At 65.9% G+C, this 18388-nt stretch carries 18 protein-coding genes; 7 read left to right on the forward strand and 11 right to left on the reverse strand.

The features are described 5' to 3' along the window. Nucleotides 1-113: 113 nt before the first annotated feature. A complete protein-coding gene (locus LFT44_RS04265; RefSeq protein WP_236801268.1) occupies nt 114-1088 on the reverse strand; it encodes an aldo/keto reductase in 975 nt (324 codons plus the stop codon). A 302-nt stretch (nt 1089-1390) separates the two neighbouring features. Between LFT44_RS04265 and fdhA the strand changes: the two genes are divergently transcribed. From fdhA to LFT44_RS04290, 5 genes are all read left to right on the forward strand, one after another. Beyond that, entirely contained in the window at nt 1391-2602 is a 1212-nt protein-coding gene (gene fdhA / locus LFT44_RS04270) for a formaldehyde dehydrogenase, glutathione-independent (protein WP_236801269.1), read from the forward strand. A gap of 105 nt (nt 2603-2707) precedes the next feature. Beyond that, the gene (locus LFT44_RS04275; RefSeq protein WP_236801270.1) at nt 2708-3061 is read left to right on the forward strand and encodes a GNAT family N-acetyltransferase; all 354 of its coding nucleotides are present in this window, start codon (nt 2708-2710) and stop codon (nt 3059-3061) included. Between the two features lie 259 nt (nt 3062-3320). Continuing rightward, nucleotides 3321-4271: a serine hydrolase gene (locus LFT44_RS04280; RefSeq protein ID WP_236801271.1), complete on the forward strand. Its 951-nt coding sequence runs from the start codon at nt 3321-3323 to the stop codon at nt 4269-4271. 68 nt (nt 4272-4339) lie between these two features. Next, nucleotides 4340-5701, forward strand: a complete 1362-nt coding sequence (locus LFT44_RS04285) for an MFS transporter (RefSeq protein ID WP_236801272.1) — start codon at nt 4340-4342, stop codon at nt 5699-5701. A gap of 65 nt (nt 5702-5766) precedes the next feature. Continuing rightward, a complete protein-coding gene (locus LFT44_RS04290; protein ID WP_236801273.1) occupies nt 5767-6510 on the forward strand; it encodes a dienelactone hydrolase family protein in 744 nt (247 codons plus the stop codon). Between the two features lie 66 nt (nt 6511-6576). On the opposite strand, the gene LFT44_RS04295 is transcribed toward LFT44_RS04290, so the two are convergent. The 8 genes from LFT44_RS04295 to LFT44_RS04330 form a co-directional block, all read right to left on the reverse strand. Then, nucleotides 6577-7017 carry a hypothetical protein gene (locus LFT44_RS04295; RefSeq protein ID WP_236801274.1) on the reverse strand — a complete coding sequence of 147 codons (441 nt, stop codon included), beginning with the start codon at nt 7015-7017 and terminating at the stop codon, nt 6577-6579. Between the two features lie 241 nt (nt 7018-7258). Next, nucleotides 7259-8554, reverse strand: a complete 1296-nt coding sequence (locus LFT44_RS04300) for a hemolysin family protein (protein ID WP_236801275.1) — start codon at nt 8552-8554, stop codon at nt 7259-7261. 54 nt (nt 8555-8608) lie between these two features. Further along, a complete protein-coding gene (locus LFT44_RS04305; RefSeq protein WP_236801276.1) occupies nt 8609-9367 on the reverse strand; it encodes an SDR family NAD(P)-dependent oxidoreductase in 759 nt (252 codons plus the stop codon). A gap of 18 nt (nt 9368-9385) precedes the next feature. Continuing rightward, a complete protein-coding gene (locus LFT44_RS04310; RefSeq protein ID WP_236801277.1) occupies nt 9386-10231 on the reverse strand; it encodes a fumarylacetoacetate hydrolase family protein in 846 nt (281 codons plus the stop codon). Nucleotides 10232-10268: 37 nt separating this feature from the next. Continuing rightward, entirely contained in the window at nt 10269-11240 is a 972-nt protein-coding gene (locus LFT44_RS04315) for an aldo/keto reductase (RefSeq protein WP_236801278.1), read from the reverse strand. Nucleotide 11241: 1 nt separating this feature from the next. Further along, nucleotides 11242-12114, reverse strand: a complete 873-nt coding sequence (locus LFT44_RS04320) for an amidohydrolase family protein (RefSeq protein ID WP_236801279.1) — start codon at nt 12112-12114, stop codon at nt 11242-11244. 20 nt (nt 12115-12134) lie between these two features. Then, nucleotides 12135-12563 carry an RbsD/FucU family protein gene (locus LFT44_RS04325; RefSeq protein ID WP_142130903.1) on the reverse strand — a complete coding sequence of 143 codons (429 nt, stop codon included), beginning with the start codon at nt 12561-12563 and terminating at the stop codon, nt 12135-12137. Next, nucleotides 12560-13945 carry an L-fuconate dehydratase gene (locus LFT44_RS04330; protein ID WP_236801280.1) on the reverse strand — a complete coding sequence of 462 codons (1386 nt, stop codon included), beginning with the start codon at nt 13943-13945 and terminating at the stop codon, nt 12560-12562. Before LFT44_RS04330 ends, LFT44_RS04325 begins: the two co-directional genes overlap by 4 nt. A gap of 131 nt (nt 13946-14076) precedes the next feature. Between LFT44_RS04330 and LFT44_RS04335 the strand changes: the two genes are divergently transcribed. After that, on the forward strand, nt 14077-14892 hold the full coding sequence (locus LFT44_RS04335) for a FadR/GntR family transcriptional regulator (protein WP_236801281.1): 816 nt from the start codon (nt 14077-14079) through the stop codon (nt 14890-14892). Continuing rightward, entirely contained in the window at nt 14885-16228 is a 1344-nt protein-coding gene (locus LFT44_RS04340) for an alpha-L-fucosidase (protein WP_236801282.1), read from the forward strand. The genes LFT44_RS04335 and LFT44_RS04340 overlap by 8 nt, the downstream gene beginning before the upstream one ends. Before the next feature lie 82 nt (nt 16229-16310). Here the strand turns inward: LFT44_RS04340 and LFT44_RS04345 are convergent, their stop codons facing one another. Then, a complete protein-coding gene (locus LFT44_RS04345) occupies nt 16311-17063 on the reverse strand; it encodes an ArsR/SmtB family transcription factor (RefSeq protein ID WP_236802796.1) in 753 nt (250 codons plus the stop codon). A 55-nt stretch (nt 17064-17118) separates the two neighbouring features. After that, nucleotides 17119-18366: a mechanosensitive ion channel family protein gene (locus LFT44_RS04350; RefSeq protein ID WP_236801283.1), complete on the reverse strand. Its 1248-nt coding sequence runs from the start codon at nt 18364-18366 to the stop codon at nt 17119-17121. Between the last annotated feature and the right edge of the window lie 22 nt (nt 18367-18388).

Raw genomic sequence — 18388 nt, forward strand, 5'->3', positions numbered from 1 at the left:
GTAAATTCCCGCCAGTGGCGCCCTTCCAGTGTGGCCGGCCCGGATCCGCATAACCGTTGCCGGCCTTCAACGGGGATGCGGGTCCGGGCCGCCAGCAGCGGGGTCCTGGATGGTTACGTGTCGATGGTGGACATGTTCGGGTAGCGGGCACCGGCCGTTGCCCCTGCGGGCGCCAGTTGGTCCAGCAACTGGAGGTCCTCCACACCAAGTTCGACGTCCACGGCGCCAAGGTTTTCGCGCAACCGTTCCCGTTTCTTCGTGCCGGGGATCGGGACCACGTGCTCGCCCTGCGCCAGCAGCCAGGCGAGCGCAAGCTGGCCCGGTGTACAGCCCTTCCGGTCGGCCAGCTCCTTGACCCGGTCCACCAGCTCCAGGTTGCGGGTGAAGTTTTCGCCCTGGAAGCGCGGGGAGTGTTTGCGGAAGTCGTCCTCGGCAAAGTCATCCACGCTGCGGATCTGCCCCGTGAGGAAGCCGCGGCCCAACGGGCTGTAGGGGACGAAACCGATGCCGAGCTCCGCGAGCACGGGAAAGACCTTGGTCTCCGGCTCACGCTCCCACAGTGAATACTCGGTTTGCAGTGCCGTGATGGGGTGCACCGCGTGGGCCCGGCGGATGGTCTCTGCCGACGCTTCGGACAAGCCCAGGTGCCGGACCTTTCCGGCCTGGACCAGTTCCGCCATGGCGCCCACCGTGTCCTCGATGGGAACGGTCTTGTCCACCCGGTGCTGGTAGTAGAGGTCGATGTGGTCCACCCCCAGCCGCTGGAGGCTGGCATCGCATGCTGCCCGGACGTATTCGGGGCGGCCGTTGATGCCCACCCACGAGCCGTCCTCGCGGCGCTCATTGCCGAATTTGGTGGCCAGCACAACACTTTCGCGGCGCCCGGCGATGGCACGGCCCACCAGCTTTTCGTTGGTGAAGGGGCCGTACATGTCGGCGGTGTCCAGCAGCGACCCGCCGGCGTCCAGGAACTCGTGGATGGTGGCGATCGATTCCTGCTCGTCGCCGTCGCCGTAGAACTCGCTCATGCCCATGCAGCCAAGGCCCAGGGCGGAAACTGTCAGTTGTCCAATGGTGCGTGTTTTCATGCCGTTCTCCTCAAGGTGGAACTTGCTTGGGAACCGGCCAGCCGGCGTTCTTGGAGGCCGGTTGGTGCAGCGAAGGCCACTATAGGCACTTCCCCTGTGAATACTCCGGTAAACAAGAGGCTTCCTACCCCTAGACCGGTTAGGGGGCCGTGCCTAGACTGGGCGAATCCCCACCCGGGAACCGGTATCTGACCACGCCAAAGATCAGTAAGCACCAACGGGCCAGGGCTGTTTCCCCGAGGGGTGTCCCACCTACCCAGATCATGGCCGTCCCACCGGACGCCTGACTATAGGAGTGATAGATGACAGGGAACAAAGCCGTTGCCTACAAAGAAGCGGGCAAGGTAGAAGTAATCGACATTGACTACCCAACGTTCGAGCTCAAGGACGGGCCAGGGGTCAACCCCGCGAACGTGGGACGCCCGGTGAACCACGGGGTGATCCTGAAGACGGTGGCCACCAACATCTGCGGCTCGGACCAGCACATGGTCCGCGGCCGCACCACGGCCCCGCCGAATCTGGTGCTCGGCCATGAAATCACTGGCGAAGTGGTGGAAGTGGGCCGGGACGTCGAGTTCATCAAGGTGGGCGACCTCTGCTCGGTGCCGTTCAACATCGCCTGCGGCCGCTGCCGGAACTGCAAGGAACGCAAAACCGGTATCTGCCTGAACGTGAACCCGGACCGCCCGGGCAGCGCCTACGGCTACGTGGACATGGGCGGCTGGGTGGGCGGCCAGGCCAACTACGTCCTGGTGCCCTACGCGGACTGGAACCTGCTGAAGTTCCCGGACAAGGACCGTGCCATGGAGAAAATCATGGACCTGGCCATGCTCTCGGACATCTTCCCCACCGGGTTCCATGGCGCAACCACGGCCGGGGTGGGCGTTGGCTCCACCGTGTACATCGCCGGCGCTGGTCCAGTGGGCCTCGCAGCGGCCACCAGCGCACACCTGCTGGGCGCCGCCGTCGTGATTGTGGGCGACATGAACGAGGGCCGGCTGGCACAGGCGCGCAGCTTCGGCTGCGAAACCGTGGACCTCACCCAGGGCGAGCCGAAGGACCAGATCGAGCAGATCCTGGGCGTGCCGGAAGTCGACTGCGCCGTTGACGCGGTGGGCTTCGAAGCCCGCGGCCATGGCAAGGGCGCGCAGGAAGCACCTGCAACCGTGCTGAACACCCTGATGGACATCACGGCGGCGGGCGGTGCGCTGGGCATTCCCGGCCTGTACGTCACGGGCGATCCGGGCGGCATCGACGAGGCAGCCAAGAAGGGCTCCCTGAGCCTGAGCCTCGGCACCGGCTGGGCGAAGTCGCTGAGCTTCACCACGGGCCAGTGCCCGGTGATGAAGTACAACCGTCAGCTGATGATGGCCATCCTGAATGACAAGGTCAACATCGCCAAGAACGTCAACGCGAAGGCGATCCCGCTGGAGGATGCACCCAGGGGCTACGCAGAGTTCGACGCCGGCGCAGCCACCAAGTACGTCCTCAATCCGAACGGCTACTTGAGCTGATCCGGCGGTAGTGCCTTCAGGGAACCACCGCTTGCGGAAATAGGCGCTGCCCGTGCAGGGTTAGGCTTTGCACGGGCAGCACCACCCGCAAACAAAGGAGTTCCCTTGAGCGACATCACCATCCGCCACAGCCCCGAGCGCGAGCGCTTCGAGCTCCTGGACGCCGGCAACGTCATTGGCAAGGCGGCGTACAAGGAGTACGACGGCGGGGAGTCGCCGCAGCGGATTTTCTACCACACGGTGGTCAACGAGGAATACGGCGGGCAGGGACTGGCCGGCCGCCTGGCCACGGCTGCCCTGGACAGCACCGTGGAGTCGGGCATCGCCGTCGTTCCCGTGTGCCCGTTCATCAAGAAGTTCCTGGCCAAGCACCCTGAATACCTGGGCAGCGTGGCTGCAGTTACCCCGCCGCACCTGGAGTTCCTGGAGACAGCGCTCGCTGCCCGCACCCGCGGATAGCCGGATTTCGACGCGCAAAGCCGCAAGCGACGCGCATCTTCCCCCGCGCACCCACAATTTGGTGCGCGCAGAGTAACTGGCGCGTCGACATCGATTTCGCCCGTCGCTGAGGATTCCTCTGGGTCTCAGCAAGGTGGCGCGGAACACCTGCAGGCCTTCAGGAAGCTCCCAACCTCCGGTGATTTAATCGGCAACGTCAGCGCGCTCATGGCCGCGCTGACGTTGTTTGTATTTATCGAGGCGGGACAGGAGCCCTTGTATGTCCGAGCACCCCTTGGTGCCCACACCAGGCCGCGATGCTCCGCCGCCCGCACCGCGCAAACCCGGTCCCGGCAAGCCCGGTTCCAGCAAGGCCCAGGGCAACCGACGGCTGCTGATCCTGGCGCTCATCGTGGTCCTGGTGATCGTCGGCACCATCACCCTGGCGGTGGTCCGGTCGGAACCGCGGTCGGGTGCAGTGCTCCCCACCCCGCCGGCCGTGCCCGCGGCGCCGGTGGCGGCAGCCCCGCCCTCGTTGCAGGACAGCGTGGACAACATCCTCAGTGAAGCGGACGAATACAGGATCGGGCTGGCGCTCGCCGACGTGTCCGGCGGCGCAGAACGGACATTCGGGGATCAAAGCACCTTCACGGCAGCCAGCACGGCGAAGATCCTGACCGCCGCCGCCTTTTACCACCTGGTGGAGGAAGGGCAGGCCAGCCTGGACGCACCCATGGGCGACTACGACGCCGCTTTCCAGCTCAAGGCCATGGTCAATGACAGCAACAACGATTCCTGGCTGCTGCTGATGGACGCCGTGGGTTACCCGCAGCTGATCGCCTACGCGGACTCCATCGGTGTCACGTATGACCCCGAACAAAACCTCCTCACCGCCGCGGACATGGCGTTGATCCTGAAGAAGCTGTACGCGGGGGAGCTGCTGGACAAGGACAACACGGACCAGTTGCTGAGCTACATGCAGGACACCAATGACGAAGACCTCATTCCCGCTGGTTCACGGGCGGGAGTGGACGTCCACCACAAGTACGGGGAGGTGTCCGGCGAACTGCATGACGCAGCCCTGCTCAGTTACGGCGGGTCCACATTCGCGCTGGTGATCTACACGGAGAACCCGGACGGCGTGGCGGATGAGGACCAGGCGGAGGTCATCCGCGACCTGACCCGGGCGGTGGAGGACGCGCTGTTCCCGGTGGGCCTGGCCGGCAAGTAGCGAACGCCACACCGCGCCGGGAGGCCGCCGAGTCGTCCCCGGCGGGCGCTGTGGGCCAGACTGTTACCGTGAGCAACAAACCCCGGACTGCCCTGGCCGTCGCCGGCCTCAGCCTGGGTACGGCACTGAACCCGCTCAATTCGTCCATGATCGCTGTCGCCCTGGTGGTGCTGCGCGCGGACTTCGGGCTCGACGTTGCTGCCGTTACCTGGGTTATTACCTCCTTCTACCTGGCCTCCGCCGCCGGCCAGCCGGTCATGGGCAGGCTGGCAGACCGGTTCGGCCCGCGCCGGATGTTCATGCTGGGCATGGCGCTGGTGGCTATCACGTGTGCCCTGGCTCCGCTGGCCCCGAACTTCGCGCTGCTCTGCGTCGCGCGGGCGGTCATGGCGCTGGGCACCGCCACGGCCTATCCCAGCGCCGTGGTGATGGTGGGGGCGCTGGCGCACGAGGCAAAGGTTGATACGGCACGTCCGCTTGGCCGGCTGCAAATGGCCAACACGTCCGCAGCTGCGGTGGGTCCGGTCGTCGGCGGCCTGCTGGTGGGCTTCGTGGGCTGGGAATCGCTGTTCCTCATCAACGTTCCGCTGGCACTGGCAGCGCTGCTGATTGTGCGGAAGGCCGCGCCACCCGACAAGGTCCGGGAGCACGGCAGCGTGGCAGAGCTGGTGCGGGACTCCGACGTTCCCGGCATCGCTGGCTTCATCGGTGCCCTGCTGCTGGTCATGATGGCCGCACTGAACGTCGCGCCGGACTACCGCTGGCTGATGCTGGCCGCCGGAACCGTCCTCGCGGCGCTGTTTGCCTGGCGGGAGTTGCGCTTTGCCAAGCCGTTCCTGGACCTGCGGCTGCTGGGACGGAACCGGCCTTTGATGCTGATTTACCTCGCCTTCGCCGTGTTCAGCAGCGTCTACTACTTTGTCTTCTTCGGACTGCCCCAGCTGCTGCAGGAAGCCGGCGGCTACGATCCCGGCGTCGTGGGCCTGCTGATGCTGCCGCTGGCGGGCATGTCCGTGATCGCCACCCCGTGGGCCGTCTCCGCGATGGGAAGGTTCGGGGTTCGGCGGGTGCTGCTGGCCGGCGTCGTCCTTTTGACCGTGGTGGCGGCGCTGATGTGGCTGCTGACCGGGACACTGGCGATCCCGTTCGTGGTGGTCCTGACCGCGCTGATGGGCGTGCCCTACGGCACCGTGAGCATCGCCTCCAACCAGGGCATGTTCCTATCCACCCGGCCCCAGGACCGCGGCGTCGCTGCCGGCATCTACCAGACCTGCCGCTACGTGGGCGCGATTACCGCCACGGTGATGATCGGCGTGTTCGCCGCCGGCGGGGTGCACCAGGAGAGTTGGATGCGAATGGTGCTGGCCATGCTGGTGCTCTGCGCCCTGACGTTCGGGATCTCCGTGTTCTGGCGGCAGCAGAAGGCGTAGCCCCATCCCTGGGAAGGGGCCGGGGCCCCTAGGAAGCGCCCGGGGGAGGGTGCCATGCTGGGCCCATGGGAAACATGATGACTCTTGGCAACGCCGAAACCTCGGTCCAGGCGTACGTCAGTGAACCGGCCGGGACGCCCAAGGGCGGGCTGGTGGTGGTTCACGAAGTGTGGGGCCTGGTGGGGCACACCAGGGACGTGGCAGACCGTTTTGCTGCGGAAGGCTACCTGGCGGTCGCCCCGGACCTGCTGTCCGGAGCCGGGGGTGTGCCGGATCTCAGCGGCGAACTGCAGGAGGCCGCCTTTGATCCCCAACAACGCAGCAACGCCCAGCCGCGCCTGCGCAAGCACATGGCGCCCATCCGTTCCCCTGAGTACGCCAAGCACGCCGTCGCTGCGCTGCACGTGTGTTTCGACCACCTGGAAGGCGTGGCCGGACTGACCGGCCGCGTCGCCGCAACGGGCTTCTGCCTGGGCGGGACGTACACGTTCTCGTTGGCCGTTGCCGAACCCCGGCTGCGCGCCGCCGTCCCCTTCTACGGGCACGCCGAATTCAAGGACGCAGAGCTGCGCGCGATCAATTGCCCCGTCCTGGCCTTTTACGGGCAGCAGGATGCAGCCCTCATGGAGGAGCTGCCCGGGCTGACATCACGGATGCGGGCAGCCGGGGTGGACTTCGAAGCGGTGGTGTACCCCGGCGCCGGCCACGCCTTCTTCAACGACGCCAACAAATACACCTACAACGCGGAAGCCGCCGCCGACTCCTGGACCCGCATGCTCGCTTTCCTGGAGCGGAGCCTGGAGGAGTAGGAGCGGCGGCTGCTTGCGCTGACGCCCGGCCACGAGCCCTACCAGCAGGGTTTGCCGAAACCCGGATCAGTGGCAGTGGTGTGCCTCACGGTCGTATTGGACCTTGTCACCTGTCTGGTGGGAGTCCTCCCGTTCCCAGCACTGCCGGCTACCGTCCGTGGTCTGCTCCCGGTAGTGCTGGCCCCTCTCGATGAGCTGCCCGTCCCGTACGAGTGTGTGCGAGTGCGTCTGGGTCCGGATGGCGGTGAGAACAGTTCCGCCGTTGGTGGCGGTCAGGGTGTCCGTGTAGTTGCTGGCGGACGAGGTGGACTGGATGCCGCTGCGGGTCGAAACCTGGTGGGTGAGCGCGGTCCCAGTGCGGCAGTCCTGGTAGCTGCCGTAGACCGTGCACTCGTTGAACTTGGTGACGTCCGCGCCGTTGCTGCCCGCGGCCTGCGCGGGGGCTGCGAAGGCCGCAGCGCCAAGGGCCAGGGCGGCGCCGATGAGGGTGGTACGTTTCGTGAACATGGCCATGTGTCCTGCCGGGGTAAGGGAGCACGTGCCCTGTGCCCCGATGGTGCAGCGGAAACAGGCCCCCAGCCGCTCCTGGCCCCAACGGCCAGCCGCCCCTTAACTGTGGGTGCCGCCCGCTCCCGGCCGTAGGGCCATTGGTCCCATGAGGGAGCCGGTGCGGCTTAGGAGCGGCGGAGCCACCCCGGGCCGCTGGGAGCAAAAACCTTTGGGCCGCCGTCGTACTCCTTTCAACCAGTCAGCCGGACTGGTTTGGGGTTGGCGTGACGCGGACCCGGGCTATCCGCAGCCGGTCCATGCTGAGGACCGTCAGGACGTAGCCGGGGATCTGGACCCTGTCGCCTGCAGTGGGGAGGCGGCCCAGTCGGTCCATCATGAACCCGGCCACTGTCTCGTAGTGGCCCTCCGGCAGGGCAATGCCGGACGCCGCGGTGAACTCCTGGAGGATCAGGCCCCCGTCCACGTCGATGGTGCCGTTGGCCATGCTGACGCGGTCCTCATGCTCTGCGCCGGTGTCGTACTCGTCGTAAATTTCGCCGACCAGTTCCTCCACCAGGTCTTCGAGCGTCACCACGCCGTCCGTGCCGCCGTATTCGTCCACCACCAGCACGATGTGCTGGTTCGTCCTGCGCATCCGGGACAGCGACGGCAGTACCCGGTTGGTCCCCGGCATGGCAAGGATCTCCCGGACGATGTCGCGCACCGGCGCCTGGTCCTGCACTTCGCCGCCCGGCATCAAATCGCGGATGTGCACAAAGCCCAGGACGTCGTCGGGACTGCTGCCAATGACCGGGAATCGGGAATAGGGGCCGTCGCGGACCATTTTGCGGGCATCGGCGATGGTCATGGCGCCGTCGATGAAGATGACCTCCGTGCGGGGACGCATCACCTCCTGCAGGGTGCGGTCTCCGGCACCGAACACGTCGGCCAGGATGCGCCGGCTGCTCTCTTCGAGCATTTCGTTCTCGGCCACCATGTCCCACAGTTCCTCGGAAGTGATGCCCGGCCGCTTGGCGCGTGGGTCCCCGCCGAAGAGCCGGACGGCGGCGTCGGTGGAGACGGACAGGAGCCAGATGGCGGGCCGCATGATCCTTGAAAGGCTGATGAGCGGCGGGGCCAGGACCCTGGTGAAGGCGACGGGGCTTTGCAGCGCCAGCCGTTTGGGCGCCAGTTCGCCCAGCACCAGGGACAGGTAGGCCACCAGCAGGGTCATGCCGATGAAGGACACGGGCCCGGCCGCCGCACCCAGTCCCAGGGCTTCCAGGAGGGGGACGACGCCGGGTGCGATCGCCGAGGCGCCGTAGGCTGCCGAGAAGAACCCGGACAGGGTCACCCCGATCTGGACCGTGGAGAGGAACCGGTTGGGGTTGCGGGCCAGGGCTGCTGTCCGGGCCCCGGTGTCGCCCGACTTTTCGATGCGGCGCACCTGGCTTTCGCGCAGGGACACCAGGGCCATCTCCGCCGCGGCGAATACCCCGCCCAGCAACACGAAACCGAGAACCAACGCGATATTGACCAGGGCACCGCTGTCCATGACACGACCTTACCGAGCTACGGGCCCGGTGGCGCGTGCCTGTTGCCGTGCTGCTCAGGAAACGGCAGGGCGGGGCCGAAGCCGAAGTGCCTGCATCCCTCCGTCCACTGCCAGGTCAACTCCGGTGGTGGACCCGGAGAGCGGGCTGGCAAGGTAGACCACAGCTCCCGCGACTTCCTCCGGGGAGACCAGCCGGCCGTGCGGCTGGCGTGCTTCCAGCGCCGCCCGTTCCGCGGCGGGATCCGGTGCGCTGGCGAGGAGCCGTCCGATCCACGGAGTGTCCGCAGTCCCCGGGTTCACGCAGTTGACCCGGATGCCCTCCTGCAGGTGGTCGGCGGCCATGGCCAGGGTGAGTGACAACACGGCCCCCTTGGTTGCGCTGTAGAGGGCCCGCTGGGGGAGCCCGGCGGTGGCTGCAACAGAGCAGGTGTTGACGATCGCCGCGTGGCTGGACCGGCGCAGGTGCGGCAGGGCAGCCCTTGACACGCGGGCCATGCCCAGCACGTTAATGTCGAACACCCGGTGCCACTCGTCGTCGTCGTTGTCCTCGATGGTGCCCTGGGCACCCACCCCGGCATTGTTGGCCACGACGTCGATCCCGCCAAGCTGCTCCGCAGCCTCTTCGATGGCCCGGCGGACGGAGGCGTCGTCGGAGACGTCGCAGTGGATGGCTTTGACTCCCGCCGGTGCGTGGTCAGGGTTAAGGTCCAGTACCGCGACCTCAGCCCCGCGCTCCTGGAGCAGTTTGGCTGTGGCGGCCCCGATCCCCGACGCTCCGCCGGTGACGATTGCCTTGATTCCCGCAAACTCCATTGTTTGGTCCTTTCGTGATTAGCCTTGGAAGAATTCCTGGCGCTGGCGGCCCAGTCCAGCCACTTCAAGTTCGACGACGTCCCCAGCCTTTAAGTAAGGGAAACGTCCGGACAGGGCCACTCCCTCCGGGGTGCCGGTGCAGATGAGGTCCCCCGGCTCCAGGACCAGGAACTGGCTGAGGTCATAGATCACCTGCTCCACGCCGAAGATCAGGTCGCGGGTGGAGGAGTCCTGGCGGATTTCGCCGTTCACCCAGCTGCGAAGCCGCAGGTCGCGGGCATCCACCTCGTCGGGGGTCACCAGGTAAGGGCCCGTGGGGCAAAAACCCGCGCAGCTCTTTCCCTTGGACCACTGCCCGCCGGATACCTCCAGCTGGAACGTCCGCTCCGACAGGTCGTTGACGGTGACGAAGCCCGCGATGTAGTCGAGGGCCTGGGAGGGGGAGTCCAGGTAGGAGGCGCGCCGCCCGATGACCACGCCAAGTTCCACTTCCCAGTCGGTCTTGGTGGAACCGCGTGGAATGGCCACCGCATCGAACGGCCCGGCCACGGTGTTGGGGGCCTTGTGGAAGATGATGGGGACCGAAGGGGGTGCGGAGCCGGACTCCGCGGCGTGGGCTGCGTAGTTCATGCCCACACAGATCACCGAGGACGGCCTGGCGATCGGGGCACCGATCCGGGCTCCGTCAACGGCGAGTTCCGCCAGTTCACCGGCGGCCAGTGCTGCTGCCGCCCGTCCTGGCCCATCGGATTCCCAGAAGTCGGCGTCGATGTCGCGCGTCACGCGCTCCAGGGAGTAGTACTTCTTGTCGTGGAGCACGGCAGGGGTTTCCTTGCCGGTGGCACCTATGCGCGCAAATTGCATTCGTTTCTTCTTTTCTCGGTAGTACGTGATTGTGCTTTCAGGCGATCAGTCCGCGCTCGCGCAGGTCAGCCCACAACTCTGTCGGGACGCTTTGGGCGGCGAGGTCCAGGTTTTGCTTCACCTGCGCCGGCGTCCGCATGCCAAGGACGACGCTTGTCACGGCGGGGTGCTGGTACGGGTAGTGGAGGGCGGCCGCCGGCAGGGTGGTCCCGTGCGATTCGCAGATGTCCGCCAGCAGGTTCGCCCTGTCCAGCAGTTCCTGCGGGGCAGGTGCGTAGTTGTAGGTGGCGTTGGCGGCTGGGCGTTCCTTGGACAGCAGCCCGGAATTGAAGACGCCGACATTCACCACGCCGACGCCGCGTTCCACGCACGCCGGGAGCAGGTCCCGTGCCGCGCCTTGCTCCAGCAGTGTGTACCTTCCGGCAAGCATGATCACGTCGATGTCCGTCTCGGTGACGAACCGGTGGAGCATTTCGGACTGGTTCATGCCGGCACCCCAGGCGCCGATCACCCCTTCGTCGCGGAGCGCGGACAGGGCCGGGGCCGCGCCTTCGACGGCCTCGGTCCAGTAGTCGTCCGGGTCATGGATGTAGACGATGTCGATCCGGTCGGTGCCCAGCCGTTGCAGGCTCTCCTCTATGGAGCGCAGCACTCCGTCCCGTGAGTAATCGCGGACCCGGTGGACATTGTCAGGCACGTCGAAGCCCTCCGTGTCCTTGCCTCGGGGCGACGGGTTGGGCCGCAGCAGCCGCCCAATCTTCGTGCTGAGCACATAGCTGTCGCGGTCCTTCCCTGCCAGCGCGGCACCCAGGCGCCGTTCGGAAAGTCCCAGCCCGTAGTGCGGCGCGGTGTCGAAATAGCGCACCCCGCCCTCCCAAGCCGCAGTGACGGCGTCGACCGCTTCCTGTTCGGGTACCTCCCGGTAGAGATTGCCGATCGGTGCCCCGCCGAAGCCGAGCACCGGCAGCTGGACGTCAGTACCGGGAATGGTGCGGGTTTCTGCTTGCATGTCAGTCCTTCTCCTCTTGTGGGCTTGCCTGTTCTGCTGCCGTTTCCAGCCCGTAGACGCGGACTGCGGTTTCCTGCGCAACCTTGCTGCGTTCGCCCTCCGACGCGCCCGCCATCGCGTGCTCCACAGTGGTGATCCAGTCAAGGTAAGCACCGGGGTGTGACAGGGAGACAGGGAAGTCGCTGCCGACCATGCAGCGCTCCGCCCCGAAGAGAGCCAGCGTTTCCTGGATGTACGGCAGTGCCTGGGGAGCCAGGGCACGCTCCGGGTCAGCTTCTGCGCCGGCACCGGAGATTTTGACGACGACGTTGCCGCACCGGGCCAGCTCCTGCATGCCGCTGCGCCAGGCGGTGAGCTCTCCGCTGGCAATGGGCGGCTTGCCCATGTGGTCCAGCACGATCGCGAGGCCGGGCACGCGGCGGGCGAATTCGGCCAGCGCTGCAAGCTGCCACCAGCGGACACACGCGTCGAAAACCAGCCCGGCGCCGGCAACCTGCCGTGCTCCCGCCAAGGTGTCAGGGTGCAGCATAAAGGGTTCGTCCCGGTCCTGGAACAGCTGCCGCACGCCGCGGACCAGGGGCCGTTCCAGAAGTTGGCCAAGGTCCTTCTCCACGGCTTCGCCCTTGCTGATGGGGGCAAACGCCACGATCCCGGCCAGCTGGGGCCAGTCCGTCCGAAGGCCCGACACCCAGTCCACTTCCTTCAGTGCCTGGTCATCACGGCAGTCGGCCTGCACGAAGACGGCGCCCCGCGTGTTGTAACCGTCGTACGGAAGATCCGTCGGCAGGAAAGGCTTGTTCAGGGCCGGAGCCTCGGCCAGCCAGGCGTAGTCCAGCACGGCCGGATCCCAGACGTGGACGTGTGAGTCAACCACCTGCAGTGAAGGCACCTTCATCAGGCCGTGCCGTCGGGCCGCACGCCGATGGTGAGCAGCAGATTGGCGTAGTGCCGGGTGTCGCCGCTGGCAATGACGACGGCGACGTTGGGCGAGCGTGCGGCGTCATAGAACTCGAAGCGCTGATGGGACGTGATGGGGACTTCCGTGCCCAACGTCCGTTCGTAGCCCTTGACGGCCTCCGTCCAGTTTCCGTCCGGCGGGGTCATCACTGCCGCGGCCTCCAGGGGGACGGCGTCGACCAGGACTTCGAGGATCTGGTCAATCGTCAGCAGGCCGGGCCGCAGGTTCAGGGCAATGCGACGGGCCGATGCGGGTGCTCCGGTGTTGTGCGGGTAGTTGGCGTCGGCAACAAGGATCTGCGAGCCGTGACCGGATTCCGCGAGCGCGGCCAGCAGTCCCGGATGGGTCAGGGTGTAGTTGATCATGCCTGCGCCCCAAGCCGTGCACTCGCGAAGGCAACCTGGCCGGGTTGGTTGCCCGCCCGCCAGGCCTGTTCCGCCTGGCCGCTGTGGGTTCCTGCCCAGTAGCTGCCATAGGGAAAGGCATATTCCTGCAGCGTCTCCTGCTTGAGTTCGGCCGAATATCCAGGATTTGCCGGCATCACGTAGGCGCCGTCCTTGATGATGCACGGGTCCACGAAATGCTCATGCAGATGATCGACGAACTCGGTCACCCGCCCCGTCAGGTCACCTGACACCGCGATGAAGTCGAAGATTGAGAGGTGCTGGACCAGCTCACACAGACCCACCCCGCCGGCGTGCGGGCACACCGGAATGCCGAACTTGGCCGCCATCAGCTGGACTGCGAGTACTTCGTTTACACTGGCGAGCCGACAGGCATCGAGCTGGCAGTAGTCAATCGCGCCGGCCTGGAAGAGCTGCTTGAAGAGCACGCGGTTCATGCCGTGTTCGCCCGTGGCCACTCCGATGGGCTGTACAGCCCTGCGGATCTCGGCGTGCCCCAGGACATCATCGGGACTGGTTGGCTCCTCGATCCACAGGGGGCTGAATTCGGCCAGTTGTTTCACCCAGTCGATAGCCTGCGGAACATCCCACACCTGGTTCGCATCGATCATCAGGTTGGCGTCGGGACCGATCACCTCCCGTGCAATTGCGAGGCGGCGGATGTCATCCTCCACGGATGCGCCCACTTTGAGCTTGATGTGGCGGTAGCCCTGGTCCACAGCCTCCTGGCACAGCCGTCGAAGCTTTTCGTCGGAGTAGCCCAGCCAGCCGGCGGACGTGGTGTAGCAGGGGTAGCCGGTTTCAGTCAGTTGCCGGAGGCGCTCGTCCCTGGTGGGGGCAAGGCGCGTCAAGAGGCCCAGCGCTTCTTCCCGGGTGAGGGCGTCCGAAAGGTAGCTCAGGTCGGCGGCGTCAACAATTTGCTCCGGGGTCATGTCCGCCAGGAACCGCCACAGGGGCTTCCCTGCCTGTCGTGCAGCGAGGTCCCAGACGGCGTTCATCACTGCGCCGAGGGCCAGATGCTCCACGCCCTTGTCTGGTCCCAGCCAGCGCAGCTGGGAATCGCGCTTGAGCTCCCGGTATGTCTCCCCGAGGTGGAGTCCGATCTGGTCGGCGTCACGTCCCATGAGGGGCCGGGCCCTCAGTTCGATGGCGGCGGCGCAGATTTCGTTGCCGCGGCCGATGGTGAATGTGAACCCGCAGCCGTACAGTGCGGGGTCGTCTGTCCTCAGCACGATGTAGGCGGCGGAATAGTCGGCATCATGGTTCATGGCATCCGAGCCGTCCGCCGACAGCGACGTGGGAAACCGTACGTCAAACACATCGAATCCGGTGATCTGTGGCAAGCGATTCCCTCCGGTCCAGAAAGTCCAGGTGACTTCCCCGCGGTTACCTTTACATCTGATGAATTTTGGTCTTTTCCGTGACACTATAGGACGCAGCCCGGTTTTCCAACCAATAGATCGGATGAAAGTGTATGAATGATAGATCCGCAGGAGGCGTCGGGGCAGTGGACCTCGTGTCCGGCGGCCCTATGTCGCAAACCGACGTCGTGATCACCGGTGTAAAGCACATGCTCTCTTCCGGTCGGCTGCGGCCGGGGGACCGGCTGCCCGTTGAAAAAGACCTTGCTGCGGAGTTGCAGGTGTCTCGTGGGTCCCTGCGTGAAGGGGTCCGTGCCCTGTCCACCATGGGGATCTTGGAAACCAGACAGGGTGCCGGTACTTTCGTCACCACCCTGGAGCCCTCTGCCCTACTGTCCGCCCTGGAATTCTGGGTGGGCCTACAGGATGGAGAACGGGCCAACCAGGTGCATACAGTGCGACGCGCGCTTGAGACCGAGGCCGCTGCTGCAGCCGCCGTTTCCATTACCGAGCAGCAACTGGAGCAGGCTGGGCACATCCTGGATCGGGCACACGCCGCCATTCATGCCAAACCCGTCGATCATGACGTAGCCATGCAATGCGATCTTGAGTTTCATCGGCTGATCGCGGAGTCATCCAGGAACCATGTGCTGTCCGCCCTAATTGAAACGGTCTCCACCACGACAGTCCGCGGACGGATGTGGCGGTCAATCCATGATGCTGCCGGACTGCGGACTACCCATGGCGAGCATCTGGGCATTTTGGAAGCACTGAGGCGGCACGAAGCTGACCGTGCCCGGACCAGAATGGCTAACCATCTGTATGCCGTGGAGGACTACGTCACGGCCATCCCGGACCGCGAACTCCAGAATCCTGCCGTCACGACGAATGTCCACAGCACACCAAGAGTTGGAGCGCATCATGACTGAAATCGCCACGCCGGAAGAGTGGAACAACCTATCCCGGCCAGTCCCGGAGTGGTTCCAGAATTCCCCCTTCGGCATCTTCATTCACTGGGGCGCCTACTCCGTCCCCGCCTGGGCGGAGCCGATCGGCGCCCTTGGCACCATAGATGATCACGAGTGGTTCAAGCACAACCCTTATGCCGAGTGGTACTACAACACCATCCGCATTGACGGCAGCCCTGCCCAGCAGCACCACCAGGAAGAGTTTGGGGGCGAGGACTATGACGCCTTCCTGGACCAGTGGAAGGCCGAACAGTTCGATCCGGCGGACTGGGTGGAGCTGTTCAAATCCGCCGGGGCCGATTACGTGGTTCCCACCACGCAGCACCACGACGGCATTGCCCTCTGGGACGCCCCGGGCACGGGGGAGCGGAACACTGTCCACCGTGGTCCCCGCAAGGACCTGATCGGCGAGATTGCCCGTGCCGTGGAGGACAAGGGGCTGAAGCTGGGCCTGTACTACTCCGGCGGCCTGGACTGGCACGTGCGCCCCTTCCCGCCGCACACCACCAGCGAAAGCGTCCACGATACGTCCCGCCCCAAGGACGCCGGCTACGCAGAGTACGCCTACAACCACGTAGTGGACCTGGTGGACAAGTACCGTCCCCACGTCCTGTGGAACGACATTGAATGGCCCGACGCCGGCAAGCACTTTGGCGAGCATGGGCTGGGAACGCTGTTTGAGCACTTCTACTCCGCTGTTCCGGACGGGGTCGTCAACGACCGTTGGGGCGCTACCCACCAGGATTACGGCACCAGCGAGTACGAAGCCGCCAGGGAAAACGAGTCCGAATCCGAGTGGGAGAACTGCAGGGGCATCGGATTCTCCTTCGGCTTCAACCAGGTGGAAGGCCCGGAGCAGTCGTTGACGGGCCAACAGTTGGCCCGCCACCTGACGGACGTCGTATCCCGTGGCGGCCACTTCCTGTTGAATGTCGGTCCGCGGGCTGACGGCACCATCCCCGAAATCCAGCGCCAGGCCCTGACCGACCTCGGAAAGTGGATGGCCACCGCCAAGCAGTACCTCGTGGGGGCCCGTCCGCTTCAGGACGGTCCCGGGGCAAGCGGCGATGACTCCTGGATCCGCTGGTTGGACCGCGGAACGGAGGTGGTGGCCTTCGTTGACTCGCTGGACGACAGAACGGAAGCCGCCTTGAAGCTGGACGCGGGCAGGTTCGACGTGGCGCAGGCATCGGTGGAGGGGCCCGGCGGAACTGTCGAGGCCGCTGCAGATGGACTCAAAGTCACCCTGTCACCCGACCGGCCCGGCCCTGCCATCGTCCGCATTCCCCGGACGTAGTCCCGGAAGTACCTCCACGACGGCGGCCGTCCCACCTCGGGGCGGCCGCCGCCGTCGCGCCTTCCACGTATGCCCGTGCCTTTTACGTGTACATCAGCGAGCCGGGCGTGGTGAGCTTCTCGCCGGTCTCCAGCCACGTCTTCAGGCCGGACAGGATCATCGGCCAACCGCCGTAGAGCTGTTCGTTGGCGCCTTCTCGCAAGTCGCTGTGGGTGACGGTGAGGTGGCAGGAATCGCCCAGCGGCTCGATTTCCCAGGTGATTTTGGACGTGCCCTCAGCCTTAACGTCCTCGCCCCATAGCGCCCGCATGGTCTGGACCAGTCGGCGGGGCGGGTCCACCTCAAGGTTCTCGCCTTCGCCCAGCGCTGCCCCTGCCTTCGGGTTGCCCATGACAAACCGGCCGCCGGGGGACCAGTCGGCCTCAAGGGTGTTGCCGAACTGGTACTTGCTGCGGATGTCGCTGTCCGTGATGGCTTCCCAGAGCCGTTCGGGCGTGGTCTTGATGTAAATCTCAAAGATCTTTTCCATGGGACTTTCCAATCTGGATTTGAGGTCGCTGAGGGCAGCGGCCCATGGTTCTGCGTATTTGCTGACCCAGCGGTCGTGGACCAGCCGGATGGGAACCGGATTCAGGAAGTGCAGCTTCTCCCGTCCGCGACGACGGGTCACCACAAGCCCGGCGTCCTCCAGGATGCGGAGGTGCTTGGCGATCCCGAACCGGGTCATGTCGAACCGTGCCTCAAGTGCGCTCAGGGTCTGGCCGTCCTCGCGGAACAGCTCATCGAGCAGGTCCCGGCGGGTGGGGTCGGAGAGTGCCTTGAACACGTCGTCCATGGCAGCAATGATAGGTGACCAATTGGTCACCTATCAAGGGTTTTTCGAGGCGAACTCAGTTTCGGGAGGCCAGGTTCCTGTCGCGCTCCTCGAAGACCTCGTCTCCCGGTCCGGAGAAGGCGCGCGACCGCTCCACCGCCTCGATGGAACCGGTGAACAGCTGCGACTCGTGCGGATCGGCTGCACGGGAACCCGCGGCAGCGGGGGACCCCAGCCCGCTCAGTGGTGACCGGCGCCGGTTGCCCGTGCCGCCGTCGTCCGCTGGATTCCTGTCCGCTGCCTGCTCCCAGCGCTGGTGCGGCAGGGCCTCCGGGTGGTTCTGCTGGAGGAAGGTGACCATGGTTTCGCGCACCAGGCAGCGCAGGTCGAAGAGCGCGGCGCTGTCCGCGGCGCTCACCAGGATCCGGACGCGGACGAACCCGCCGGTGGCATCGGTAATCTGCAGGACTCCCACGCGTTCGTCCCACAGCTCGGTGCCGGCCAGGGCCCGGCGAAGCTCGGTGCGCATGTCCTCCACGGGGGCGCGCCAGTCGAGGTCGAACTCCACGGTGCCCATCACCTCGGACTGGCGGCGGGTCCAGTTCTCGAACGGCGTGGTGGTGAAGTAGGTCGAGGGCAGGATCAGCCGGCGGTCATCCCAAAGATGCACCACCACGTAGGTGAGCGTGATTTCCTCGATCCGGCCCCATTCCTTCTGCACCACCACCACGTCGTCCACGCGGATGGCGTCGGTGAAGGCCAGCTGCATACCGGCGAAGACGTTCACCAGGGACGTCTGTGCGGCCAGGCCGGCGACGATGGAGATCACGCCGGCGGATGCCAGCAGTCCGGCACCGAGCGCCTGGATGGCGGGGAAGGTCAGCATGGTACTGCCGAGGGCGAGCACCACCACCAGCGCCACGGCAATCCGGCGGGCCAGGATCATCTGCGTGCGCAGCCGCCGCGCCCGCCGGTTGTCCGCCACGTCCACGCTGTGCCGGTTCAGCACCACGGCCTCAACGATCAGCAGCACCGCAATGACCAGCCAGGCGAGGGCACCGATGAGGGCAATCAGCAGGAAATGGTCGACGGCGGCGTGCCAGCTTTCGCTTCCCGCCGTCAGGCCCAGCGCAGTGCGGACGCCCACAAGGCACAGCGCCAGCCGCAGCGGCTGGCGGGCCACCCGGGAGGTGGCCTGCAGCTCAGGCCGTTTCCGGTTCAGGCGGAGGACCACCTTGCGGAGCAGCCAGGACAGTGCGAGTCCGGCCAGCACCGCCAAGGCCACGGCGATAAAGGGCAGGGCGGGGTTCAGGACATCTAGCATCTCTTAACGTTTATCAAGCCGT

This window comes from Arthrobacter sp. FW306-05-C (assembly GCF_021801725.1).
Taxonomy (GTDB): Bacteria; Actinomycetota; Actinomycetes; order Actinomycetales; family Micrococcaceae; genus Arthrobacter.